We start from the raw sequence: 23204 nt of genomic DNA, 5'->3' as shown, positions 1-23204 counted from the left end.
TCAGGACACGCCCATGTAGCGGCCCGGCTTGTGGTTCATGCCCAGCACCGCGTTGAGGACGAGCGTGCCGATCAGCGAGATCGCCAGCCGGTCCGGCGGCAGGATGAAGGCCGCTCCGACGAAGATGGCGGCGTCGATGGCGAGTTGTACCCAGCCGGCGCGCCAGCCGCGTTTCTCCTGCAGATAGAGCGCGAGGATGTTGACCCCGCCGATGGCAGTGCGGTGGCGGGCGAGCGCGAGCAGGCCCAGCCCCATGATGCTGCCGCCCGCGAGCGCAGCATAGAGCGGCTGGATGCGGGCGATGTCGAGCCAGAGCGGCGTTGCCTGCACCAGCAGGGAGACGAGCCCGACTGCAACGAAGGTGCGCAGCGTGAACGGCAGGCCCATGCGGCGGAAGGCGAGCCAGTAGAACGGCAGGTTGATCGCCGAAAAGAGCAGGCCGAAATCGAGCCCCGTCGCATATTGCAGCAGCAGGGCGAAGCCGGCCGCGCCGCCGGTCATGATCGTCGCCTTGGCGAAGAGCGCGATGCCGATCGAGACCATCAGCGTGCCGAGCAGGATCGCCAGCGCATCCTCGTACAAGCGGTGGCGGTCGATCGACGAGGCAAGAGGGGCGGTGGTCTGCGACATGGGAATCGTCCGATTCAGGGCGCGTTCAGCCGGGCTCAGCGATGCAATGGGCGAGCCAGCGGCGCGACCGGCCGGGATGGTTGAGCCGGTCCGGGCATTCCTGTAGGGCGGCGGTCGACGCCCGTCACCTGTCTCGCCACCCGCCCGGCCCGGTCTCCTGTCGAAAGATGCGTTTCATGACCCTGCGGTTCGCCGCCACGCTCCTCGCTCTCGGCCTGCTCATGCCGGCTGCCGCCACCGTCGCCCCCGCCCAGACGGCAGCCGTTCCGGCCGCAAGGCCCGTCGCCTGGAAGACCGGGGCCGAGGCGAATGCGATCGAGCGGCGGATCGACGCGCTGCTGGGGAAGATGACGCTCGAGGAGAAGGTCGGCCAGCTGCATCTGTCGGGGCGCGGCGACGGCTTCGACATCGGCCAGGTCAAGGCCGGCCGCATGGGCGGGGTGATGAACTTCGTCGTGCCGGCCGAGGTTCTGGCGGTGCAGAAGGCGCTGCGCGAGAGTCGTCTCAAGATCCCGCTGATCATCGGGCTCGATGCCGTCCACGGCTTCTCCACCTATTTCCCGCTGCCGCTCGGCCAAGCCTCGACCTGGAACCCGGCGCTGATCGAGGAGGCCGCCTACTGGACCGGGCGCGAGGCGTCGGCTGCCGGCATCAACTGGACCTTCGCGCCGATGGTCGACATGTCGCGCGATCCGCGCTGGGGCCGCGTGCTCGAGGGTGCGGGCGAGGACGTACATCTGGCGTCCGTCGTCGCGGCGGCGCGCACGCGCGGCTATCAGCGTGGTGGCGTCGCGACTTCGGTGAAGCATTTCGTCGGCTACGGCGCGGGGGAGGCCGGGCGCGACTACAATTCGACCTGGATCCCGACCAGCCAGCTCTTCGACTTGCATCTGCCGCCCTTCAAGGCGTCCTTCGATGCGGGCTCGATGACCGCCATGGCGGCCTTCAATGCGCTGAACGGGATCCCGGCGACAGCAAACAGGGCCATGCTGACCGATCTGCTGCGCGGGCAATGGGGTTTCCGCGGCTTCGTAACCTCCGATTTCGGCTCGATCACCGAGCTGCGCCTGCATGGCATCGCCAGGGATGACGCGGAGGCCGCGCGCAAGGCGCTGCTCGCCGGCATCGACATGGACATGATGGGCGACGTCTACCACAAGCACCTCGCCGCCGAGGTGAAGGCTGGGCGTGTCCCCGTGAAAGCGCTGGACGAGGCCGTTCGGCGGGTGCTGCGGGTCAAGTTCCATCTCGGGCTGTTCGACAGACCCGATGTCGACCCCGCTGCCGCGCCGTCGTTGATGCAGACGGAAGGCGCCCGCCAGGTGGCGCTGCAGGCGGCCCGGGAAGGCGCGATGCTGCTGAAGAATGCCGGCGGGGTCCTGCCGATCGGTGCGTCGGTGAAGTCTGTCGCCGTGATCGGCGCGATGGCGCGGCCCGAGGACGAGCGCGTCTGGACCGACCCCGCGGGGCTCGGCCGCCGCGTCGTGCAGGGGCTGCCCGAGGCGCTGAAGGAGCGCCTGCCGGCCGATGTCGCCGTGACCTATGAACCGGCCTTCACCAAGGCCTGCGGCACGGAGTTCGCCGATAAGGAGGCCGCCATCCGCGCCGCCGCCGCGAGCGACCTGATCGTCGCGATGCTGGGCGAGGACTGCGAGTTCATGGGGGAGGGCGCCTCGCGCACGAAGCTCGATCTGCCCGGTGTCCAGCAGCCCCTGCTCGAGGCGCTGGTCGCGACGGGCAAGCCGGTCGTGCTGGTGCTGGCGACCGGGCGCCCGCTCGTCCTGACCTGGGCCGATGCCCATGTCGCCGCCATCCTGCAGACCTTCCATGGCGGCACGGAAGGCCGCACCGCCATCGCCGACATCCTCACCGGCAAGATCAACCCGTCGGGGCGGGTGCCCATGAGCTTCCCGCGCTCGGTCGGGCAGATTCCGGTCTATTACGACCATCTGCCGACGGGGCGGCCGCAGAAGATCCGCCAGCGCTATGAATCGATCTTCATGGACGAGGCCAACGAGCCGCTCTACCCCTTCGGCCACGGGCTCTCCTACACCACCTTCACCTATGCGAATGCCCGCGTGTCGCGGCCGTCCATGGCGCTGGACGGCAGCGTCGAGGTGTCGGTCGACGTCACCAATGCCGGCAGCCGCGAGGGGCAGGAGGTGGTGCAGCTCTACATCCGCCAGCCGGTCGCCAGCCGCTCGCGACCGGTTAGGGAACTGAAGGCGTTCGACAAGCCGATGCTGCGGCCGGGCGAGACCCGCACAATGCGCTTTCGCCTCGAGGCGCGACATCTCGGCGCACATGATGATGCCGGTCGCTACGTCGTGGAGCCGGGCCTGATCGAGATATATCTAGGCGGGTCGTCGCAAACCTCTGTGATGACGCAGGTGACGCTGACCAAGTCTTGAACGGCGAGGCTTTATTTGCCGACGCTTTGCTCTCGACAACACTGACGTTTCGGACAATCCTTGCCGCGTGGCTGTCGGGGCAGTGCATCCGGCAGTCGTAACGACGCTTTGGCTTCAAGGGATGCGGCGATGGCGACCGGGACCGTCAAGTGGTTCAATACAGAAAAAGGCTTCGGCTTCATTCAGCCTTCGGATGGCGGCAAGGATGTGTTCGTCCACATCACTGCCGTTAAGGAAGCAGGCATGATGACACTGACCGAGGGGCAGAAAGTCTCGTTCGAACTGAAAACCGAACGGGGCAAGACCGCGGCGGGCTCGCTGCAGTTGCTGTGACCCGCGGCCGCGGTTGACAGCGTCGTCGGCGGACAGCATGCCGCCGATGTGAAAAACACGCCCGTCATCGGCCGCGTCGCCAGCGTTCTCGTCGCGGCGGGAGATGCCTCGTCGCGACACCCCTTTGTGACCTTGGCGGTCACGGCCCTCATGCTCGACCATGCGGGCATTGTCGGCGATCTCCATTCCGGCGCGGTGCGGCGATCGGGGCCGCGCGAGGCCTGGCTGCCGCGCGGGCTGCTTCTGCGGAACGATCGCCAGCTCTCGGCGCTCTGCCCTGATGAACTGGCCGTGATCGCGACCGCGCTCGATCTTCCGGCTTTGCCGCCCGGCTGGCTTGGCGGCAATCTGCTGATCGAGGGGCTGCCGGCCTTTTCGCATATCGCGCCGGGCAGCCGGCTCGCTATCGGCGGAAGCTGGGTTGGGCGAGGGCGATTCGACGGCAGCGCGGTCCTGCGGGTGGAAGCCTATAATCCGCCCTGTCGGCGTGCGGGTGCCGCGGTCGCGGCTGCGAGCGGGCGCCCCGAACTCCTGTTCCGCTTCGTCAAGGCGGCTGCCGGTCTGCGCGGGCTGGTACTGAGCGTCGACCTGGCCGGCCCGATCGCAGTGGGTGATGCGGTGGTGGTGATCCCGCCGGTCACGACAGGTTAGCGGGCGAAGCGCCGGGCGCCGGCGACGCAGGCCGCGACGGCCGCGCACGCCATCAGCATCGGCCAGGTCACCGTCTCGCCGATCAGCAATCCGGCCAGAGCGAGGCCGAAGAAGGGCTGCAGCAACTGCAACTGCCCGACGGCCGCGATGCCGCCCTGGGCGAGGCCGCGATACCAGAAGACGAAGCCGATCAGCATGCTGAAGAGCGAGACATAGGCGAGGCCGAGCCAGGCGGGCGTGCTTGTCGCCGCCATGCTGGCGGGGCGCAGCGCCAACGCGGCGCTCGCCGTGACGGGCAGTGCCAGCAGCAGCGCCCAGGAGATGACCTGCCAGCCGCCGAGCCGCCGCGACAGTGTCGCGCCCTCGGCGTAGCCCCAGCCGCAGACCACGATCGCGGCGAGCATCAACAGGTCGCCGGTCGGGGCGGCGGCGAAGCCCTGGCTCAGGGCGAAGCCGACGACGAGAGCGCTGCCGAGGCCCGAGAGCAGCCAGAACGCCGGACGCGGGCGTTCGCCGCCGCGCAGCACGCCGAACAGCGCGGTGGCGAGCGGCAGGAGGCCAATGAAGACGATCGAATGCGCCGCCGTGACGTGCCGCAGCGCAAGCGCCGTCAGCAGCGGGAAGCCGATGACGACGCAGAGCGAGACCACCACCAAAGGCAGGATGTCGGATCGCGAGGGCCGCTTCTCGCGGAAGAGGAGCAGCAGGGCCAGTCCGAGCAGGCCTGCGATGGCGGCGCGGGCGAGCGTCAGGAACACCGGGTCGAAATCCGCCACCGCGACCCGCGTCGCTGGCAGCGAGCCCGCGAAGATGATCACCCCCAGCAGGCCGTTCACCAGACCACTCGTCCTGTCTTCGACCATGCGCAGTTCCTCCATCGCTGTGGGAGGGGTCATTGCTGCGGACCAAGCACATCGCCCAGAGACAGGTCCGGACAATTGAGGCAAACTGTACTGATGACAGAGTCGGAACAGCCGGTGGCTGACAGGAGCGAACTGCGGCGTCCTGAAACTCGCGTCGGTGCCGTCATGGGCGCCATCCGCGAGCGCATCACGGGGCGGAGATTGGCGCCGGGCGCGCGGCTTCCCTCGATCCGCGCCTTCGCCACCGCGATGGCAGTGTCGAAATCCACGGTGGTCGAGGCCTATGACCGGCTGGCGGCGGAGGGCGCGATCGAGGCGCGGCGGGGCTCCGGCTTCTTCGTCGCCGGCCCGCCGCAGCCCTTCTCGCCCGCCGATCTCGGGCCGCGGCTGGAGCGCGCGGTCGATCCCTTCTGGGTGTCGCGGCAGACGCTGGATGCCGGCGACACGGTCCTGAAGCCGGGCTGTGGCTGGCTACCGGCGGAGTGGCTGCCGCAGGAGAGCCTGCGTCGTTCGCTGCGGGCGCTCTCGCGAGCCCCGGCCGAGACGCTGGCCGATTACGGCACGCCGTTGGGGCTGGCGCCGCTGCGACTGTGGCTGTCGCGCCGGCTGGCGGGGCATGGCATCGAAGCCGCGCCGGACCAGATCCTGCTCACCGAATCCGGTACGCAGGCGCTCGATCTCGTCTGCAGCCTCCTCGTCGAGCCCGGCGACACGGTGCTCGTCGACGATCCCTGCTACTTCAACTTCCATGCCCTGCTGAGGGCGCATCGCGTGCGGATGGTGGGCGTGCCCTTCGGGCCGAACGGTCCCGATCTCGCCGCCTTCGAGCAGGTTCTGTCCGAGCACCGGCCGCGGCTCTACGTCACCAATTCGGGTCTGCACAATCCGACCGGGGCGAGCCTGTCGCCAGTTGTCGCGCACCGGTTGCTTAAGCTGTCCGAACCCTTCGGCCTGACCATCGTCGAGGACGACATCTTCGCCGATTTCGAGCTGGAGCCGGCGCCGCGTCTCGCCGCCTTCGACGGGCTGGAGCGCGTCGTCCAGATCGGCAGCTTCTCCAAGTCGCTCTCGGCCTCGGTGCGCTGCGGCTACATCGCCGCTCGGCGCGACTGGATCGAGGGGCTGATCGACCTGAAGATCGCGGGCTCCTTCGGGACGGGGCGGCTGGCGGCCGAGCTCGTGCTCGGCGTGCTGAAGGATGGCGGCTATCGCCGGCATATGGACGGGCTCCGCACGCGGCTCGCGCGGGCGATGGGCGAGACGGCGGCCAGGCTCCATGCCATCGGCATCGAGCCCTGGATCGAGCCGCGCGGCGGCATGTTCCTGTGGTGCCGGCTGCCGGAAGGGCTGGATTCCGCCGTCATCGCGCAGCGCTTGCTGGCGCAGGACATCGTGCTGGCGCCCGGGAACGTCTACAGCCTGTCGCAGAGTGCCAGCCGCTTCATGCGCTTCAACGTCGCCCAGTCGGGCGATCCGCGGCTGTTCGCAGCGCTGGGGCGTGTGGTTAAGGACCGTTAACCGGCCGGCCAGCCTGGGGCGGTTCCAACCGAGAAAGCTGTTGCGCCCGCCGGCGAAGCGACATAAACATATCTTTATATGTTTTTGGTTGATGCGGAGCCTGCCTTGCGCCTACCGACCACCCTGCCGTCCGACGTCCTGCTGGCTGCGCTGCGCGCGGCGGGCGAAGAGACGCGGCTGCGCATCCTGGCGCTGCTGTCGGAGGGCGAATTGTCGGTCTCGGACCTCACCGACATCCTCGGCCAATCGCAGCCGCGCATCTCGCGCCATCTCAAGCTCCTGGCGGAGGCGGGGCTGGTGCGTCGCTCGCGCGAGGGCGCCTGGGCCTTTTTCCGCCTGGACGAAACTGGAGCGGGCGGGGCCTTCGCCGCTTCTCTCGCCACCTGGCTCGACCGCTCCGACCCGGTCCTGACGGCCGATCGCGAGCGGCTCGCCGCGGTGCGGGGCACCCGGGCGGAGGCGGCGCAGGCCTATTTCGCCAGCGTGGCGCGCGACTGGGACCGGCTGCGCTCGCTGCATGTGCCCGACGAGGCGGTGGAGGCCGCCGTCGAGGCTGCCGTCGGCAAGGGCTCGCCTGGCAGCCTGCTCGATCTCGGCACCGGCACGGGCCGGATGCTCCAGCGCATCGCGCCGAAATTCGGCCGCGCCGTCGGCGTCGACGCCAACCACGCCATGCTGGCGGTGGCCCGCGCCAATCTCGAGGCCGCCGGTCTGGCCCGCGTCGAGCTGCGCCAGGGCGACATCTATGCGCTGCCTTTTCCGCGCGGCAGCTTCGACCTCGTGGTGATCCACCAGGTTCTGCACTTCCTCGACGATCCCGGCCGCGCCGTGCGCGAAGCGGCGGCGATGCTGGCCCCTGGCGGGCGGCTGATCGTCGTCGATTTCGCCCCGCACGAGATGGAGTTCCTGCGAACCGAGCACGCGCATCGCCGCCTCGGCTTCTCGCGGGCGCAGATTGCCGGCTGGTTCGCCGAGAGCGGGCTCGCCTGCGATCTCTCCGAGGAAATCACGCTCGCCGGCGGCGGCTCCGGCCAGTTGCCGGTCATGCTCTGGCGGGGTTGCGACCGGCGCGTCCAGTCCGATCCGATGCCGCGACGCACCAATCTCGAGGTGGCCTGATGAACGCTTTCCGACCCAGCCGGCACGGCACCCGCCGCCCGAAGATCTCCTTCGAGTTCTTCCCGCCCAAGACGCCGGAGATGGAGGTTTCGCTCTGGGAGAGCGTGCGCCGGCTGGAGCCGCTCGCGCCCTCCTTCGTTTCGGTGACCTATGGCGCCGGCGGTTCGACGCGCGAGCGCACCCACGCCACCGTCAAGCGCATGGTCGAGGAGACGGCGCTGAAGCCGGCGGCGCATCTCACCTGCGTTTCAGCCTCGCGTGACGAGGTTGATGAGGTCATCCGCGGCTATTGGGAGGCGGGCGTCCGCCATGTCGTGGCGCTGCGCGGCGATCCGGCGGGCGGGCTCGGCACGGTCTACGAGCCGCATCCGCAGGGCTATCACCAGACCTCGGATCTGGTGGCGGGGCTAAAGCGCATCGGCGATTTCGAGGTCACGGTCTCGGCCTATCCGGAGAAGCATCCGGAGGCCGCGTCGCTGGACGCCGATATCGACGCGCTGAAGAAGAAGGTCGATGCGGGAGCGACGCGCGCCATCACGCAGTTCTTCTTCGATAACGACGTCTATTTCCGCTATCTCGACAAGGTCCGCGCCGCCGGGATCGACATTCCGATCCTGCCCGGCATCGTGCCCGTGCAGAACTTCAAGCAGACCGCCAATTTCGCCCGCAAGACGGGCGCGAGCGTGCCGCAATGGTTGGCCGATCGCTTCGAGGGGCTCGAGGACGATGCCGCGACGCGCCGTCTCGTCGCGGCGGCGGTCTGCGCCGAGCAGGTGCTCGACCTGATCGACCGCGGCGTCGGGGACCTGCACTTCTACACGATGAACAAAGCCGATCTGGTCTATGCCATCTGCCATCTGGTCGGGGTGAAGCCGGAGCGTGGCGAACCGCAGGCGGCTGCGGCGGAGTGATCTCAACACGACCTCGTCCTTAGAGGCGCTTGCCCGGCGCTCCCAAGGACGAGGGCTGCCGGATCGAGCGAGTCGATCCGGCTTCGATGAAGGCGTGACAATGTCAGATTTCCAGCCCACCCCCGTCGACGGTGCCGAGATCGAGCGCGCGCTGCGCCAATCCGCGTCCGAGCGCATCCTCGTCCTCGACGGCGCGATGGGGACGCAGATCCAGAACCAGAAGTTCTCCGAAGCGGATTTCCGGGGCGAGCGCTTCAAGGGCTGGAACCACGACCTCAAGGGCAACAACGACCTGCTGGTGCTGACCCAGCCGGACGCGATCCGTGACATCCACCTGGCTTACTTCCAGGCCGGCGCCGACATCGTCGAGACCAACACCTTCTCCTCGACCCAGATCGCCCAGGCCGATTACGGCATGGAGGCGCTGGCCTATGAGCTCAACGTGGTGTCGGCGAAGCTTGCCCGCGAGGCGGCTGCCATCGCCCAGAAGGCGGATGGGCGGCGCCGCTATGTCGCCGGCGCGATCGGCCCGACCAACCGCACGCTGTCGATCTCGCCGGACGTCAACAATCCGGGCTTCCGGGCTGTGACCTTCGACCAGGTGCGCGACTCCTATGCCGAGCAGGTGCGCGGGCTGATCGACGGCGGGTCCGAGATCATCCTCGTCGAGACGATCTTCGACACGCTCAATGCCAAGGCGGCGATCGTCGCGATCGAGAACGTCTATCGCGAGCGCGGCATCCGCTTGCCGGTGATGATCTCCGGAACGATCACCGATCTCTCGGGGCGCACCCTGTCCGGCCAAACGACGGAGGCCTTCTGGAACGCGGTGCGCCATGCCGCGCCGCTGACGATCGGCCTCAACTGCGCGCTCGGCGCGCGCGAGATGCGCGCCCATATCAAGGACCTGTCGCGCGTCGCCGACACGCTGATCTGCGCCTATCCCAATGCCGGCCTACCCAATGAATTCGGGATGTATGACGAAAGCCCCGAGGCGACGGCCGCGATGCTGGCCGAGTTTGCCGATGCGGGCCTCGTCAATGTCGTCGGCGGCTGCTGCGGCACGACGCCGGGGCATATCGCGGCGATCGCGCAGGCGGTGGCCGGCAAGGCGCCGCGCCAGGTGCCGGAGATCAAGCGTTATCTGCGGCTGGCCGGGCTCGAGCCCTTCACGCTCGACGAGACGATCCCCTTCGTCAATGTCGGCGAGCGCACCAACGTCACCGGCTCGGCCAAGTTCCGCAAGCTGATCACCAATGGCGACTATGCCGCGGCGCTCGACGTGGCGCGCGACCAGGTCGCCAACGGCGCACAGGTGATCGACGTCAACATGGACGAGGGCCTGCTCGATTCCGAGAAGGCGATGACCGAGTTCCTGAACCTGATCGCCTCGGAGCCGGACATCAGCCGCGTTCCGATCATGGTCGATTCCTCCAAGTTTCCGATCATCGAGGCCGGCCTGAAGACGATCCAGGGCAAGCCGATCGTCAACTCGATCTCGATGAAGGAGGGCGAGGAGGCCTTCCTCGAGCAGGCGCGCATCTGCCGCAACTACGGGGCGGCCGTGGTGGTGATGGCCTTCGACGAGAAGGGGCAGGCCGACACCTATGAGCGCAAGATCGAGATCTGCACGCGCGCCTACAAGCTCCTGACCGAGCAGATCGGGTTCCCGCCCGAGGACATCATCTTCGACCCCAACGTTTTCGCCGTGGCGACGGGCATCGAGGAGCACGACAACTACGGCAACGACTTTATTCAAGCGACTAAGACGATCCGCGAGACCCTGCCGCACGCCCATATCTCGGGCGGCGTCTCGAACCTGTCCTTCTCGTTCCGCGGCAACGAGAAGGTCCGCGAGGCGATGCACTCGGTCTTCCTCTACCACGCCATCAAGGTCGGCATGGATATGGGCATCGTCAATGCGGGCCAGCTCGGCTCCTATGACGATCTCGACCCCGAGCTGCGCGAACTCTGCGAGGATGTCGTCCTCAACCGGCGCAAGGATGCGACCGAGCGGCTGCTCGACGCGGCGCCGCGCTTCAAGGGCGACGGCTCGGTGTCGTTTTCCGGCAAGGACATGGCCTGGCGCGAGGGGCCGGTCGAGAAGCGGCTTGAATATGCGCTGGTCAACGGCATCACCGCCTTCATCGATGTCGATGTGGAGGAGGCGCGCCAGCAGGCCGAGAAGCCGCTGCATGTGATCGAAGGGCCGCTGATGGCCGGCATGAACGTCGTCGGCGACCTGTTCGGCGCGGGCAAGATGTTCCTGCCGCAGGTGGTGAAGTCGGCCCGCGTGATGAAGCAGGCGGTGGCCTACCTCATGCCCTTCATGGAAGAGGAGAAGCGCCTGAACGGCGGCTCCGAACGCTCGGCCGCCGGCAAGGTGCTGATGGCGACGGTCAAGGGCGATGTCCACGACATCGGCAAGAACATCGTCGGCGTCGTGCTCCAGTGCAACAATTACGAGGTCATCGACCTCGGCGTGATGGTGCCGACGCAGAAGATCCTGGACGTGGCGCGCAAGGAGAAGGTCGACATCATCGGCCTGTCGGGGCTGATCACGCCCTCGCTCGACGAGATGGTGACGGTCGCCTCCGAGATGGAGCGCGAGGGCTTCGACATTCCGCTGCTGATCGGCGGGGCGACGACGAGCCGTGTCCACACGGCGGTGAAGATCCACCCGGCCTATGAGAAGGGGCAGGCGGTCTACGTCACCGACGCGTCGCGCGCCGTCGGCGTGGTCTCCAGCTTGCTCTCGCAGGACCAGAAGCCGGCCTATGTCGAGGGCATCCGCGAGGAATATGCCAAGGTCTCGGCGGCGCATCGCCGCTCGGAGGCCGATAAGCAGCGCCTGCCGCTGGCCAAGGCCCGCGCCAACGCCTTCAAGCCCGACTGGAGCGCCTATCAGCCGCCGAAGCCCAGCTTCCTCGGGACGCGGACCTTCCGCACCTATGATCTCGCCGACCTCGTGCCGCTGATCGACTGGACCCCCTTCTTCCAGACCTGGGAGATGAAGGGGCGCTTCCCGGCGATCCTCGAGGACGAGACGCAGGGGCGAGCGGCACGCGCCCTCTGGGACGATGCCCAGGCCATGCTGAAGCGCATCGTCGAGGAGCGCTGGTTCAACCCGAAGGCGGTGATCGGCTTCTGGCCCGCCAATGCGGTCGGCGACGACATCGCGCTCTACACCGGCGAAAGCCGCACCGAGCGTCTGGCGACGCTGCACGGCCTGCGCCAGCAGCTCTCCAAGCGCGACGGCAAGCCGAACATGTGCATCGCGGATTTCGTCGCGCCGGAAGGTGTCGACCGGCCCGACTATATCGGCGGCTTCGTCGTCACGGCCGGGGCGGAGGAAGAGCGCATCTCGGAGAAGTTCGCGCGCGACAATGACGATTACCGCTCGATCATGGTCAAGGCGTTGGCGGATCGTTTCGCGGAAGCCTTCGCCGAGCGGATGCACCAGCTCGTGCGGCGCGACTACTGGGGTTACGCCCCCGACGAGGCGCTCTCCAACGAGGATCTGATCCGCGAAGAATATCGCGGCATCCGACCGGCACCCGGCTATCCCGCCCAGCCCGACCATACCGAGAAGGCGACGCTGTTCGAGCTGCTCAAGGCGGAATCCCGCGTCGGCGTGAAGCTGACCGAGAGCTTCGCGATGTGGCCGGGCTCCTCCGTGTCGGGGCTCTACCTCGCGCATCCGGAGGCCTATTACTTCGGCGTTGCCAAGGTCGAGCGCGACCAGGTCGAGGACTATGCCGCCCGCAAGGGTATGCCGATCCATGAGGTCGAGCGCTGGCTGGCGCCGATCCTCAACTATGAGCCCGCGAGCTATCGGCTCGAGGCGGCGGAGTAGGGCAGGCGGCCTCCGTCTTTTCTACATTCCGCTCTTGTGGATTGGCGGCGGGGCGGCGTATAGCCCCGCAGGGCCGATCGGCCCGAAACCGGATGCGGAAGAACGACCATGGCTGACGACGACTACGTCTATGACGAGGTGACGGGCGAGTGGCGCCCCGCCTCTGAGATGGCCGCAGCGGCCGCAACCGACAGCGTGGTCGTGCGCGATTCCGCCGGCAATGTGCTCGCCGACGGCGATTCCGTCGTGCTGATCAAGGATCTCAAGGTCAAGGGCGCCGGGCAGACGCTGAAGCAGGGCACGGTGATCCGCTCGATCCGCCTCACCGATGATCCCGAGGAGATCGACTGCCGGCACGAGACGATCCGCGGGCTCGTGCTGCGAACCGAGTTCGTCCGCAAACGCTGATGACCGCAGCCTCGCCCGTGATCCGCAAGGCGACCCTAGCCGATCAGCCGCGCATCCATGCGATCCGCATGGGCGTGCGCGAGAACGTGCTGTCGGACCCCTCGCGCGTGACCGATGCAGAAGTCGCCTGGTACCGCGATCACGCGATCTTCCTGGTGTCGGAGGCCGATGGCGAGATCGCCGGCTTTACCTGCGCCAATCCCCAGACGGGGCTGATCTGGGGGCTGTTCGTCGATCCGGACCATGAGGGGCAGGGCCATGGCCGGGCGCTGCTTGACGCGGCCCTCGCGGGTCTGGTGGCGGCCGGGATCGTTCAGGCCCATCTCACCACCGGTGCCGGCACGAGGGCGGAGCGCTTCTATCGCCGCCATGGCTGGCGGGAAACCGGCCGCTCGCTCGACGGCAACATCGTCTTCATCAAGCCGCTGGGTTGAGCCTCGGCCGGCATTGCACCGGCGCCATTCCGAGCCTGCGCGGAGGCAATCGTTTGACCGTTGCGGACGTCGCCGCGCCGCAACATCTTGGAGCCACCTTACAGATTGATCCTCAGGAGGCTCTCATGACCCAGATCGCTATCGTGTTCCATTCCGGCTATGGCCATACCGCCAAGGTCGCCGAGCATGTCGCCAAGGGTGCGCGCGGCACGGGCGCGACCGTCGAATTGCTGGCGATCGATGCGGACGGAAATCTGCCCGAGGCCGCCTGGGCCACGCTCAAGGCCGCCGACGGCATCGTCTTCGGTTCGCCGACCTATATGGGCAGCGTCTCCTGGCAGTTCAAAAAATTCGCCGACGCCTCCAGCAAGCCTTGGTACACGATGGACTGGAAGGGCAAGATCGCGGCCGGTTTCACCAATTCCGCGACGCTGAACGGCGACAAGGGCTCGACTATCGCCTATCTCGCGCTGCTCGCCGCCCAGCACAAGATGCTCTGGACCGGCACGGGGATGCATCCGTCCAACGCCAAGTCGAGCACCCGCGACGATCTCAACAATCTCGGCGGCTATCAGGGCCTGCTCGTGACCTCGCCCTCCGATGCGGGCGTCGACGAGATGATCCCGGGCGACCTGAAGACGGCGGAAGCCTTCGGCGCCAATGTCGCCGACGTGGTCAAGAGCGTCAAAGGCTGAGCCCCGCCGCTTGGATCGGCGCGGTCGCAGGCGGCCGCGCGATCATGCCGTCGAAGACCCGCACGACATTGCCGCCGGCCGCCCGCGCGACATAAAGCGCGGAATCGGCCTCGGCAAAGAGCCGCTTCGGATCGTTGCTATGAGAGGGTTTCAGCAAGGCGGCGCCGATCGACAGTTGCAGTTCGATCGCGCCGCTGCCGCGCGGCACCGGGCGAGCCAGCAGCCGGTGCGCGTTGGCCAGAGTTGCCTCCATCGCCTTGGCGGTGCCGCCGCGAAGCAGCAGGGCGAATTCGGCCCCGCCGATGCGCGCGACCAGGATCGCATCCGGAAACAGGCGTGCCAGACGTTCGCCGACGCAGCGCAGGCAGTCGACCGCACCGGCATGGTCATGGCGCTCGCGCAGCCCCTCGACATCGTCGATCGCGACCACGGCGAGAGCGAAGCCATGGGACTCGTTCGCATGACGGCTGAGTTCGCGCGTGGCCTCCTCGAAGGCGCGCCGGTTCGTCAGGCCGGTCAGCGGATCTTTGGATGAGACAGTCACGAGCCCGTCCCACATCTTCTTCTCGGCGGTGACGTCCTGCTTGGAGCCGAAGATCCGGATCGGGCGACCCTGGTCGTAGCTGACGCCGAGGCGCAGGCGCATCCAGCGGCTGCGGCCGCCCGAGCGAAGCTGGCAGTCCAGCACGAAACCCTTCCCGCTGCGGATGGCGGCAGCCCGGTGCCGCTCCATCTCACTGCGGCTTTGGCTTTGATAGACGTCGAGCGCCATCGAGCGATGGAGGGTCTGCCCGCGCCGAATCTCGAAGAGGTCGTAAACGCCGTCCGTCCAGCTCACGGTCTCCGTGGCGAGGTCGCAGGACCACGCACCACCGGGCCCTGACAGAGCCTGGCTGTAGAGGCTTGCGGCGCCGAGAGCGCCCGGGGGCGTCGAGGTCTCGAGCATCAGATCCGGTTTGCGACGGGCTTGGACATGCCCGAAACACTAGCCCAGCCGTGTTAAACGACCCTTTCAGAGATGCGCGAAAGCGCGCCGGTCACTCCCGGCGCAGCGCCTCAATGGGATCGAGCCGCGCGGCCTGTCGGGCGGGATAGAAGCCGAAAAACACGCCGATCAGGCCCGAGACGCCGACGGCGATGGCGATCGTTTCGAGCGAGACGACAGAGGGCCAGCCGGCAATTCGCGCAATCGTGAGCGCCGAGCCGATGCCGAGCGCGATGCCGACCGCCCCGCCGATGGTGGCGAGCGTCGTCGCCTCGATCAGGAACTGCGCCAGCACGTCGCGCTGGCGCGCGCCCACCGCGAGCCTAAGGCCGATCTCGCGCGTCCGCTCCGTGACCGAGACGAGCATGATGTTCATGATGCCGATGCCGCCGACGAGCAGCGAGACGCCGGCCACCGCCGCCAGCAGCCAGGACAGTGTATTGGCGGCCTGGGTGGCGGTGTTGGCGATCTCGGTCAGGTTGCGGACGATAAAGTCGTCTTCCTGGTCCGCCATCAGCCTGTGGCGCTGGCGCAGCAGCGCGCTTGTCTGTTCGATGCCGGGCGCGATCGCCTCCTCGCTGGCGAATTTGACCATGATGGTCTGGACCGAGCGGTCGCGGGCGTAGTTGCGGCCGACGATGCGGCGCCGGCCGGTGTCGAGCGGCACGAAGATGACGTCGTCCTGGTCCTGGCCCAGCGCCGACTGGCCCTTGGGCGCCATCACGCCGATGACCTTGAAGGGTACATTGCGGATGCGGAACTGCTGTTCGAGCGGGTTCTGCTCGCCGAAGAGATTGCGCGCCACTGTCTGGCCGATGATGGCGACGATCTCGCCACGGCGCAGTTCCTCCGGCTCGAACAGGCGGCCTTCGCCGACCTCCCATTCGCGCGCGGTGAAGAAATCGAGATCGGTTGCGGTGATCTGGGTCGACCAGTTGGCGCCGCCGAACACGGCCTGCGCGCGTGTGACGATGACCGGGGCGGCGGCCAGCACACCGTCGACCTCCCGGGCGATGGCGGTCGCGTCCTCGTCGGTCAGGGTCGAGGAGGCGCCGGCGCCGAGCCGGGCGCCGCCCTGCGTGACGTTGCCGGACTGGACGATGGCGAGATTGGCGCCCAGCGACTTGATCTGAGAGGTCACTCGCTCTCGGGCGCCCGAGCCGATCGCGACCATGGCGATGACGGCGGCGACGCCGATGATGATGCCGAGCATCGTCAGGGCCGAGCGCAGCGCATTGGCGCCGATGGCCGAGAGCGCGGAGCGGATGGCCTCGAGGATGCTCACGGGACGGGCTCCGGCGCGGGATCGGGCTCCGCCGCTGCACGGGAGTCGATGGACGCCAGCGCCGTGCGGGCGTCGGCCGCCTCCTGCCGCTGGTCGCTGAGGAGCCGGCCGTCGCGGAAGCGGATGACGCGGCGGGCGTGGCGCGCGACCTCGGCGTCATGGGTGACGAGGACGACGGTGACGCCCTCGCGATTGAGATCCTGGAAGAGCGCGAGGATCTCCAGCGCGGTGCGGCTGTCGAGCGCGCCCGTCGGCTCGTCGGCCAGCAGCAGGCGAGGCTCGTTGACCAGCGCACGGGCGATGGCGACGCGCTGCTGCTGCCCGCCTGAAAGCTGCATCGGCCGGTGATGGGCGCGTTCGGCCAGCCCGACCCGGCCGAGAGCGGCGAGCGCGCGCTGGCGCCGCGTCTTGCGGTCGGCCCCGGCATAGACCATCGGCAGCTCGACATTGGCGCAGGCGTCGACGCGCGGCAGCAGGTTGAACTGCTGAAAGACGAAGCCGAGCTTGCGGTTGCGCAGTTCTGCAAGGCCATCACTGCCGAGCGTTTCGACCGCGACGCCGTCGAGCCGGTAATGTCCGCCGGTCGGCCGGTCGAGGCAGCCGATCAGGTTCATGAAGGTGGATTTGCCCGAGCCGGACGGGCCCATCACCGCCACGAGGTCGCCGGCCTCGATGTCGAGCGAGACCCGGTCAAGCGCGGTCACCCGGCCGGAATCGAGGTCGTAGACGCGGGAGAGCGCGCGGGCTTCGATCAGCGACATGGCTGCGCCGCGAGGGTGGAGGGCGCGCCCATCAGAACAGACGCGGCGGGCCGCCGCGCATGGGCGGGCCGGCGGGGGTAGCGGGCGCCGTGGCCGCGGGGCGCGGTCCGCCACCGACGATGACCGCCTGGCCCTCGGTCAGCTCACCGGAGAGGAGTTCGGTATAGGCGCCGTCGGTCGGGCCGAGCATGACCGGCACGGCGCGGGGGAGGCCGTCCTCGCCGAGCACATAGACGCGGCCGGGCATGCCCTGCTGCGGCGCGCCGCGGCCCTCCTGCATCATCGCCTCGAACTTGGCTCGGCGCTCGGGGTCGAGCACGGCGGCGACCTTGGCGATCATGTCGGCGCGCGCCTTGCGGAAGACCGCGCGGCGCTCGTCCTCGCTCATGCCGGCCATGGCCTCGCGGAAGCCGGCGCGACGCTCCTGCATGATCGCGGCGATGGCCTGCTTCTGCTCGGGCGTCGGCTGCAATTCGGTTTCGATGCGCTCGCGGAAGGCGGCGGCCTGGCCAGGCCCGCCGCCGCGGGTGGAGGGGGCTGCCGCAACGGCCGCTCCGGTGGCAGGTGCCGACCCACCAGCCGCTCCTGGCGGGCGGAAGCGCAGGGCGGCGTTCGCCACGCGCAGCACGTCGCGCCGGTCCTCGGTGACGACCTGGAGATTGGCGGTCATGCCGGGCAGCAGTGCCATGTCCCGGTTTTCGACCCGGATCACGCCGGTATAGGTGACGACGTTCTGGATGGTCTGCGCGCCGAGGCGCACCATTTCGACGCGGCCCTCGAAAGTGCGGTTGGGATAGGCGTTGACGGTAAAGGTCGTCGGCTGGCCCGGCTTCAGGCGGCCGACATCGGCCTCGTCGACATTGGCGTAGATGTCGATGGTGCGCAGGTCCTGCGCGATCTGGAACAGGGTCGGCGTCGAAAGCGAGGCGGCAACCGTCTGGCCGAGATCGACCTGTCGCTGTACGACGACGCCGTCCACGGGCGAGCGGATGTCGGTGCGCTCGAGGTCGATCAGGATGTCCTTGAGCTTGGCGTCACGCTGGGCGATCAGCGCCTCGCCGGACGCGACCTGACCCTCGGCGAGGAGAATATCGGCGTCGAGGCCGTTGAGTTCGGCTTTGGCCGAGGCGACCTGTGCCTCGCTGGAGGCGAGCGTCGCCGTCTGGACCTCGAGCTGGGTGCGGGCGGTGTCGAGCGTCTGCTGCGAGCCGGCGCCGCGGCTGAACAACTCGCTCTGGCGCTCGAAAGTGCGCTTCGCATCGGCGAGCTGGGCTGCGGTGCGGTCGCGCTGGGCTTCGAGGTCCCTGACGGTCGAATTGGCCTTGAGCCGCGTCGAGCGGGCGCGGTCGAGCTGGGCGCGCTTGACCAGGAGATCGGCCTTTGCCTGCATCAGGTCTGCCTGCGCGGCGTCGCGACGTGTCTTGATCTGATCGCTGTTGAGGCGGGCGACGACCTGTCCGGCCTTCACCTGCGAATTGTAGTCGGCGAGGATTTCGACGATCTGGCCGGAGAGCTGCGAGCCGACCAGCACGGTCGTCATCGGCGTCAAGGTGCCCGTGGCGCGCACGGCGGCGGTGATCTGGCCGCGGTCGATCGGAGCCGTCCTGTAGGCCGCCTCGCTGGAGGGACCGCCGGCCGGACGCCACGCCCAGTAGCCGCCGGCCGCGAGCACGGCCACGACACCCGTTCCGATCACCCACTTGCGCAAATTGGTCCCCATCGTCGCGTCGGCATGGCCGACGTCTTTTCAGCCGCCGCACCATGCCAGAATCCGTGTTCGGCGGCGAGTTAACTTACCGCAATGTTGAGGAGAGGTCGGTTTCCGGTTGTTTCGGCGTCAGAAGTCGATGGGTCACGCTGTCCGCGAACCCTGCGTCGCGGCGATCAGATCCCGCAGGGTCGTGATCGTCGAGGCGTCGGCGACGCCGTCAACTTTGTCTTGGCGCCAGTGGCGCTGGAAGGCGGCGACCACCGCTTCCAGCTTCTCGTCATAGATGCCGTCGACCGCGACGCCGTAGCCGAACATCGCGAACATCGCCTGCAATGCCTCGACCGGCTGGCCCGAGTCGCCGCGGGCGAAAAAGCGGCCGCTGCGGATCGGCGCGGGTTCGCTCCAGAGGCCGACGCCGCCTTGCGCAAAATGGCGCCAGGGGAATTTCTCGCCGGGGTCGATCTTGCGGCCCGGGGCGACATCGGAATGGGCGAGCACGCGCTCAGGCGGGATGGCCCATCGCTCGCAGATGTCGCGGCAGAGGTTGAGCGTGGCTGTGATCTGCTCCTCCGGGAAATCGGGCAGGCCGCCGGGATGGCCGGGATTGGCGATCTCGATGCCGATCGAGCAGGAGTTGATGTCGCTCTCGCCGGCCCAGTGCGAGGCGCCGGCATGCCAGGCGCGGCGGGCTTCCGGCACGAGCTGGAGCGTGTGGCCGTTCTCGAAGACGAAGTAGTGCGAGGAGACCTGCGAGACCGGGTTGCAGAGCCATTGCAGGGCTTCGCCGGCAACTGGCATGCCGGTGTAGTGCAGGATCAGCATGTCCGGCCGGCGTGGCGCGCCCTCAAGGGGACCGCCCTTGCGTTCGCCATGGTTGGGCGAGGGGAAGATCTTGGCCGCGAAGCGGCTGTCCGGGGTGGCGTCTCTGCTCATGCGCTGAGGCTCAGGCCGGCTCGATGCTGAGCCGCGCCCGCAGACCGCGCTCGCGCTCGATCCGGTCCCAGGCGGCGTTGATCGCGGCGAGGCGGCGGGTGGCGATGGCGACCGCCTCCTCGGGCAGGCCGCGGGCGAACTCGCGGTCCGGGTGGTTCTGGGCGACGAGCTGGCGGTAATGCCGCTTGAGCTCTTCGTCGCCCATCTCGCGCGAGGCGCCCAGCACGAGATAGGGATCGTCGGCGCGCCGCACATGGCGGGCCTCGATGCGGGCAAAACCGGCCTCGTCGATGCCGAAGATCGTCGCGACCTCGCGGAGATAGGCGTGCTCGTCCTGGTGGATCGCGCCATCAGCGGCCGCGATCAGGAAGAGCCCGTCGAGCACGTCCTCGAGCAGGGCCGGTTCGTCGCGGAAGCTCTCGGCGATCTGCCCGGCATAGGCTTCGAAACCGGCGCTGGTCTGCTTGGCGAGATCGAACAGCATCTCGATGCGCGCCTGCTGCTCGGGCGGGACGGTGACGATGCGCTGGAAGGCGGCGACCTCGTCGCGCGTCACCACGCCGTCGGAACGGGCCATCTTGGCGGCGAGCGCGACGAGGCCGGTGGTGAAGACCAGTTCGCGGGGCGCCGCGCCGAAGGGGGAACCCTCGCGGTCGACCAGCATATGGCCGGCGAGTGCCCCGAGCAGGGCGCCGAGCGGGCCGCCGAGAACGAGGCCGAGGCCGCCGCCGCCCAGCAGCCCCCAGAAAGACGAAACCATGGTTCAGGCGACTCCGGGCGCTGTGGTGACGGCGCGACCATAACCAGAACGCAGCTGCGCCGACAGCCCCGGCATGAGGCCGACTCGCCGCGTTATCCGGTCGCAAACCTCAATTATGGCGGAAATAGGGCACAAAGTGCCGGGTGGGCGCCAATACACAGCCGGCTCGGGACCGCGAAGTGTCGGGGGCGAATTTTTACATGCTCAATACTTTCCAGTAAGAATACGTAGATCGGCCGGATCAAGGTACAAATCGAACGATTTGGCGAATCGAGGGACAGATTCTCGTCACATTTACTGATCACTGGACTGCGCCTTCTAGCCAATAGGCGGTAGCAAAGGTTCAGTCGATCATGCGGTATACCTCCAGCGGCGCTCTCGCCGTCGTCGCGATTTGCCTCGCATCGCTCCAGCCGGCCCAGGCCCAGGTCAATGACGAGACGGACGCCCGGGCGTTCATCGTTCGCGAGGCCGAGATCCAGCGGGAGAAAGCGGCCGCAGCGGCGGGCGAAGCCAAGCCGGAGGAAGCAGCCGCGCCCGCCGCATCGAGCGATGGGAAGAAGGCGAAGGCGGAGCGGGCCGCTCTGTCGGCTCCTGCCGGATCGGAGGGGCTCAAGGCACTGGTCGCGCGCCATGCGGCCGCCAATGGCGTGCCCTTCTCGCTGGCCGATGCCGTGGTGCGGATCGAGAGCCGCTACAATCCCCGTGCCGCCAATGCGGGCAACTACGGGCTGATGCAGATCCGCCACCAGACTGCGCGCGGCATGGGCTATACGGGAGGCGCCGGCGGTTTGCTGGATCCCGAGACCAACGCCCGCTACGCGATGAAATACCTCGCCATGGCCTATCGGGCGGCTGGCGGCGACACCTGCCGCACCATCATGAAGTATCAGAGCGGCCACATGGCCGAGCGCATGAGCGGGGCGAACCGCACCTACTGCGCCAAGGTCCGCACCATCACGGCCCGCAACTGAAGGCGTCGTGGCGGTTGACGCAGCCGCCGGGAGCGCGCACTAGCCCTCCCGCCAGTCGGCCGGACGGCCGCTCTCATGGGAACGCAGGTTCCTGCGAGGGAGGAAAGTCCGGGCTCCACGGAAAAACGGTGCCGGATAACGTCCGGCGGGGGCGACCCCAGGGATAGCGCCACAGAGATCGAACCGCCTCGCAGGGAAGCCTCGGCCTCCACGCGCGGTAAGGGTGAAAAGGTGCGGTAAGAGCGCACCGCGGACCCGGCAACGGGGACGGCATGGCAAGCCCCACCGGGAGCAAAACCGAATAGGGACGATGCTGTCCGCGCGAGCGGAGAGGGGCCTTTTCCGGGCCCTGTCGTCCGGGTTGGTTGCTCGAGGCGCGCAGTAATGCGCGTCCCAGAGGAATGGCCGTCACGCCGGGAGAGCGATCTTCCGGCCATCCAGAACCCGGCTTACAGGCCGACTGGCAATTCTACTCCGGCGGCCGGCTGAAGCGATGTCCTGCGCTTCCGGTGCTCGCGGACGAGATATCCGCTCCGCTCCGGTTCTCGAACATCGCTCCATCCGACTCACCAGAGCGAATTGCCGCAAGCCTCTGCGCGGTGCTTCGGCTTCACGCCACCTTGAGCTCGACGTCGATGTTGCCCTTGGTCGCATGCGAATAGGGGCACACGATGTGGGCCTTCTGGACGAGGTCCTCGACCACGGCCTTGTCGACGCCCGGAACCGAGATGGTCAGCGTCACGGCCAGGCCGAATCCGGCGCCGTCGTCGCGCGGGCCGATGCCGACATCGGCGCTGACCTTCGCATCCTCGGGGATCTTCACCTTCTCCTTGCCGGCGACGAATTTCAGCGCGCCGAGGAAGCAGGCCGAATAGCCCATCGAGAAGAGCTGCTCGGGATTGGTGCCTTCGCCGCCGCCGCCGCCGAGTTCCTTTGGGGTGTTGAGGACGACGGCGACATTGCCGCTGTCGGTCGCGGCCTTGCCTTCGCGGCCGCCGGTGGCCGAACCGTGAGCGGTGTAAAGAACCTTCATGGCGAACTCCTTCGCTGCTGGGCCGCGCGGGCATACCCGTTTGCGACCAGGTGATCTTGCGGGTTCGATTTATATCGTGCACAATCTAATTGTCAACGATCATAACGCCGCGGTTCACGCTGAGTTGATTGGGCTCGCCAATGCTGGTTCATCGCCGCGGCGATGGCCCGGATCGGGTGAGGGCGGCGGATAGGGAAGCGGTCATGTCGAAAAAAGTTCCCGGGCGGGCGAGCCCCAGGCTGGAAGAGCAGCTCTGCTTCGCCGTCTATCGGGCCGGCCAGGCCTTCACCCGGATGTACCGGTCCGTGCTCGCGGAGACCGGGCTCACCTATCCGCAATATCTGGTCATGCTCGTGCTGTGGGAAGGTGACGGGCTGACGGTGAAGGCGCTGGGCGAGCGGCTGTCGCTCGATTCCGGCACGCTGACGCCCCTGCTCAAGCGGCTCGAGGCAGCCGGTCTGATCCGGCGCGAGCGCAGCCGCAGCGACGAGCGCCAGGTCCTGCTCCATCTGACCGAGGCGGGGGAGCGGCTGCGGGAGAAGGGGGCCTGTGTGCCGGGTGCGATGGGCCGGGCCATCGGTGCGGCCCTTCCGCCGGACGGGCGGCTGCTCGCAGACCTGGCAGCGCTGCGCGAAGCCCTGCTGGCCGCAAGCGATCCGGACTGATCGCAGGATAATTTTTTTGAGGTCATTTCCCCGCCCGCAGTGGCCGCGCCGGCCGCTGCGAACGAGGAATCGCGCGTGGTTACGGATACTTAACCTTAACGGGCTGTGATGATCGACAGCCCCCGCAGCGGCGCCTGCGCGGGCGCGATTCCGTTGACGCCCATACAGGCCCATGCTATCCCAAATCATCCCGTCGAAGCCGGCAGGCAGTCGTCAGATCAGGGTCCGTGTGCCGCGCGGAAACTGGTCGATCGTGTCGCCTTGCCTG

At 68.0% G+C, this 23204-nt stretch carries 21 protein-coding genes and 1 other RNA gene; 13 read left to right on the top strand and 9 right to left on the bottom strand.

The window, feature by feature from the left end; all coding sequences use genetic code 11:
• Window positions 1-630 (bottom strand): YitT family protein, encoded by a 630-nt coding sequence (locus tag ACFPN9_RS00645; protein WP_066722144.1) that lies wholly within the window; start codon window positions 628-630, stop codon window positions 1-3.
• A 176-nt stretch (window positions 631-806) separates the two neighbouring features.
• On the opposite strand from ACFPN9_RS00645, the gene ACFPN9_RS00640 reads away from it, so the two are divergent.
• From ACFPN9_RS00640 to ACFPN9_RS00630, 3 genes are all read left to right on the top strand, one after another.
• On the top strand, window positions 807-3041 hold the full coding sequence (locus ACFPN9_RS00640) for a glycoside hydrolase family 3 N-terminal domain-containing protein (RefSeq protein ID WP_197426651.1): 2235 nt from the start codon (window positions 807-809) through the stop codon (window positions 3039-3041).
• Between the two features lie 129 nt (window positions 3042-3170).
• Entirely contained in the window at window positions 3171-3374 is a 204-nt protein-coding gene (locus ACFPN9_RS00635) for a cold-shock protein (RefSeq protein ID WP_066722147.1), read from the top strand.
• 48 nt (window positions 3375-3422) lie between these two features.
• Window positions 3423-4025 (top strand): MOSC domain-containing protein, encoded by a 603-nt coding sequence (locus tag ACFPN9_RS00630; protein WP_066722149.1) that lies wholly within the window; start codon window positions 3423-3425, stop codon window positions 4023-4025.
• Here ACFPN9_RS00630 and ACFPN9_RS00625 read toward each other — a convergent pair.
• Window positions 4022-4921 carry a DMT family transporter gene (locus ACFPN9_RS00625; protein ID WP_245289510.1) on the bottom strand — a complete coding sequence of 300 codons (900 nt, stop codon included), beginning with the start codon at window positions 4919-4921 and terminating at the stop codon, window positions 4022-4024. The genes ACFPN9_RS00630 and ACFPN9_RS00625 overlap by 4 nt on opposite strands.
• 132 nt (window positions 4922-5053) lie before the next feature.
• On the opposite strand from ACFPN9_RS00625, the gene ACFPN9_RS00620 reads away from it, so the two are divergent.
• The 7 genes from ACFPN9_RS00620 (at window position 5054) to ACFPN9_RS00590 (ending at window position 13829) form a co-directional block, all read left to right on the top strand.
• A complete protein-coding gene (locus tag ACFPN9_RS00620; RefSeq protein ID WP_082737558.1) occupies window positions 5054-6406 on the top strand; it encodes an aminotransferase-like domain-containing protein in 1353 nt (450 codons plus the stop codon).
• 78 nt (window positions 6407-6484) lie between these two features.
• Complete coding sequence (locus ACFPN9_RS00615) at window positions 6485-7525, top strand: ArsR/SmtB family transcription factor (protein ID WP_066722153.1); 1041 nt, start codon at window positions 6485-6487, stop codon at window positions 7523-7525.
• Complete coding sequence (gene metF / locus ACFPN9_RS00610) at window positions 7525-8436, top strand: methylenetetrahydrofolate reductase [NAD(P)H] (RefSeq protein ID WP_156446579.1); 912 nt, start codon at window positions 7525-7527, stop codon at window positions 8434-8436. Before ACFPN9_RS00615 ends, metF begins: the two co-directional genes overlap by 1 nt.
• A gap of 100 nt (window positions 8437-8536) precedes the next feature.
• Entirely contained in the window at window positions 8537-12292 is a 3756-nt protein-coding gene (metH, locus tag ACFPN9_RS00605) for a methionine synthase (RefSeq protein ID WP_066722155.1), read from the top strand.
• A 108-nt stretch (window positions 12293-12400) separates the two neighbouring features.
• Window positions 12401-12700: an alkylphosphonate utilization protein gene (locus ACFPN9_RS00600; RefSeq protein WP_066722157.1), complete on the top strand. Its 300-nt coding sequence runs from the start codon at window positions 12401-12403 to the stop codon at window positions 12698-12700.
• Window positions 12700-13134 carry a GNAT family N-acetyltransferase gene (locus ACFPN9_RS00595; protein ID WP_082735475.1) on the top strand — a complete coding sequence of 145 codons (435 nt, stop codon included), beginning with the start codon at window positions 12700-12702 and terminating at the stop codon, window positions 13132-13134. The genes ACFPN9_RS00600 and ACFPN9_RS00595 overlap by 1 nt, the downstream gene beginning before the upstream one ends.
• A 125-nt stretch (window positions 13135-13259) precedes the next feature.
• Window positions 13260-13829, top strand: coding sequence for a flavodoxin family protein (locus tag ACFPN9_RS00590; RefSeq protein WP_066722163.1), 570 nt, complete (start codon window positions 13260-13262; stop codon window positions 13827-13829).
• Here the strand turns inward: ACFPN9_RS00590 and ACFPN9_RS00585 are convergent.
• The 6 genes from ACFPN9_RS00585 to ACFPN9_RS00560 form a co-directional block, all read right to left on the bottom strand.
• A complete protein-coding gene (locus ACFPN9_RS00585) occupies window positions 13819-14775 on the bottom strand; it encodes a GGDEF domain-containing protein (protein WP_066722165.1) in 957 nt (318 codons plus the stop codon). The genes ACFPN9_RS00590 and ACFPN9_RS00585 overlap by 11 nt on opposite strands.
• 91 nt (window positions 14776-14866) lie before the next feature.
• Window positions 14867-16099, bottom strand: coding sequence for an ABC transporter permease (locus ACFPN9_RS00580; protein WP_066722167.1), 1233 nt, complete (start codon window positions 16097-16099; stop codon window positions 14867-14869).
• Window positions 16096-16860 (bottom strand): ABC transporter ATP-binding protein, encoded by a 765-nt coding sequence (locus ACFPN9_RS00575; protein WP_066722169.1) that lies wholly within the window; start codon window positions 16858-16860, stop codon window positions 16096-16098. The genes ACFPN9_RS00580 and ACFPN9_RS00575 overlap by 4 nt, the downstream gene beginning before the upstream one ends.
• 31 nt (window positions 16861-16891) lie before the next feature.
• Window positions 16892-18580, bottom strand: coding sequence for an efflux RND transporter periplasmic adaptor subunit (locus ACFPN9_RS00570; RefSeq protein WP_066722171.1), 1689 nt, complete (start codon window positions 18578-18580; stop codon window positions 16892-16894).
• Window positions 18581-18712: 132 nt separating this feature from the next.
• A complete protein-coding gene (locus ACFPN9_RS00565; RefSeq protein ID WP_066722173.1) occupies window positions 18713-19504 on the bottom strand; it encodes an N-acetylmuramoyl-L-alanine amidase in 792 nt (263 codons plus the stop codon).
• Between the two features lie 10 nt (window positions 19505-19514).
• The gene (locus ACFPN9_RS00560; protein ID WP_066722175.1) at window positions 19515-20264 is read right to left on the bottom strand and encodes a molecular chaperone DjiA; all 750 of its coding nucleotides are present in this window, start codon (window positions 20262-20264) and stop codon (window positions 19515-19517) included.
• A 353-nt stretch (window positions 20265-20617) separates the two neighbouring features.
• Here ACFPN9_RS00560 and ACFPN9_RS00555 point away from each other — a divergent pair, with 353 nt between their 5' ends.
• Together ACFPN9_RS00555 and rnpB are read left to right on the top strand one after the other, a co-directional pair.
• Entirely contained in the window at window positions 20618-21238 is a 621-nt protein-coding gene (locus ACFPN9_RS00555; protein WP_066722177.1) for a transglycosylase SLT domain-containing protein, read from the top strand.
• Window positions 21239-21289: 51 nt separating this feature from the next.
• Window positions 21290-21706, top strand: an RNA gene (gene rnpB, locus ACFPN9_RS00550) — RNase P RNA component class A.
• A gap of 142 nt (window positions 21707-21848) precedes the next feature.
• Here rnpB and ACFPN9_RS00545 read toward each other — a convergent pair.
• Window positions 21849-22271, bottom strand: coding sequence for an organic hydroperoxide resistance protein (locus ACFPN9_RS00545; protein WP_066722179.1), 423 nt, complete (start codon window positions 22269-22271; stop codon window positions 21849-21851).
• Between the two features lie 203 nt (window positions 22272-22474).
• Here ACFPN9_RS00545 and ACFPN9_RS00540 point away from each other — a divergent pair, with 203 nt between their 5' ends.
• Entirely contained in the window at window positions 22475-22936 is a 462-nt protein-coding gene (locus ACFPN9_RS00540; RefSeq protein ID WP_066722181.1) for a MarR family winged helix-turn-helix transcriptional regulator, read from the top strand.
• Window positions 22937-23204 lie beyond the last annotated feature (268 nt).

The organism is Allobosea massiliensis (assembly GCF_042655245.1).
GTDB classification, from domain to species: Bacteria; Pseudomonadota; Alphaproteobacteria; order Rhizobiales; family Beijerinckiaceae; genus Allobosea; species Allobosea massiliensis.
Note: the sequence above shows the minus strand (reverse complement) of the source record. Positions and strands in the feature narration are given on the sequence as shown.

Coding starts and splice junctions, on each gene's coding strand:
- ACFPN9_RS00645 (WP_066722144.1), bottom strand. CDS start 630: ATGTCGCAGACCACCGCCCCTCTTGCCTCGTCGATCGACCGCCACCGC.
- ACFPN9_RS00640 (WP_197426651.1), top strand. CDS start 807: ATGACCCTGCGGTTCGCCGCCACGCTCCTCGCTCTCGGCCTGCTCATG.
- ACFPN9_RS00635 (WP_066722147.1), top strand. CDS start 3,171: ATGGCGACCGGGACCGTCAAGTGGTTCAATACAGAAAAAGGCTTCGGC.
- ACFPN9_RS00625 (WP_245289510.1), bottom strand. CDS start 4,921: ATGACCCCTCCCACAGCGATGGAGGAACTGCGCATGGTCGAAGACAGG.
- ACFPN9_RS00620 (WP_082737558.1), top strand. CDS start 5,054: ATGGGCGCCATCCGCGAGCGCATCACGGGGCGGAGATTGGCGCCGGGC.
- ACFPN9_RS00615 (WP_066722153.1), top strand. CDS start 6,485: ATGTTTTTGGTTGATGCGGAGCCTGCCTTGCGCCTACCGACCACCCTG.
- metF (WP_156446579.1), top strand. CDS start 7,525: ATGAACGCTTTCCGACCCAGCCGGCACGGCACCCGCCGCCCGAAGATC.
- metH (WP_066722155.1), top strand. CDS start 8,537: ATGTCAGATTTCCAGCCCACCCCCGTCGACGGTGCCGAGATCGAGCGC.
- ACFPN9_RS00600 (WP_066722157.1), top strand. CDS start 12,401: ATGGCTGACGACGACTACGTCTATGACGAGGTGACGGGCGAGTGGCGC.
- ACFPN9_RS00595 (WP_082735475.1), top strand. CDS start 12,700: ATGACCGCAGCCTCGCCCGTGATCCGCAAGGCGACCCTAGCCGATCAG.
- ACFPN9_RS00590 (WP_066722163.1), top strand. CDS start 13,260: ATGACCCAGATCGCTATCGTGTTCCATTCCGGCTATGGCCATACCGCC.
- ACFPN9_RS00585 (WP_066722165.1), bottom strand. CDS start 14,775: ATGCTCGAGACCTCGACGCCCCCGGGCGCTCTCGGCGCCGCAAGCCTC.
- ACFPN9_RS00575 (WP_066722169.1), bottom strand. CDS start 16,860: ATGTCGCTGATCGAAGCCCGCGCGCTCTCCCGCGTCTACGACCTCGAT.
- ACFPN9_RS00570 (WP_066722171.1), bottom strand. CDS start 18,580: ATGGGGACCAATTTGCGCAAGTGGGTGATCGGAACGGGTGTCGTGGCC.
- ACFPN9_RS00565 (WP_066722173.1), bottom strand. CDS start 19,504: ATGAGCAGAGACGCCACCCCGGACAGCCGCTTCGCGGCCAAGATCTTC.
- ACFPN9_RS00560 (WP_066722175.1), bottom strand. CDS start 20,264: ATGGTTTCGTCTTTCTGGGGGCTGCTGGGCGGCGGCGGCCTCGGCCTC.
- ACFPN9_RS00555 (WP_066722177.1), top strand. CDS start 20,618: ATGCGGTATACCTCCAGCGGCGCTCTCGCCGTCGTCGCGATTTGCCTC.
- ACFPN9_RS00545 (WP_066722179.1), bottom strand. CDS start 22,271: ATGAAGGTTCTTTACACCGCTCACGGTTCGGCCACCGGCGGCCGCGAA.
- ACFPN9_RS00540 (WP_066722181.1), top strand. CDS start 22,475: ATGTCGAAAAAAGTTCCCGGGCGGGCGAGCCCCAGGCTGGAAGAGCAG.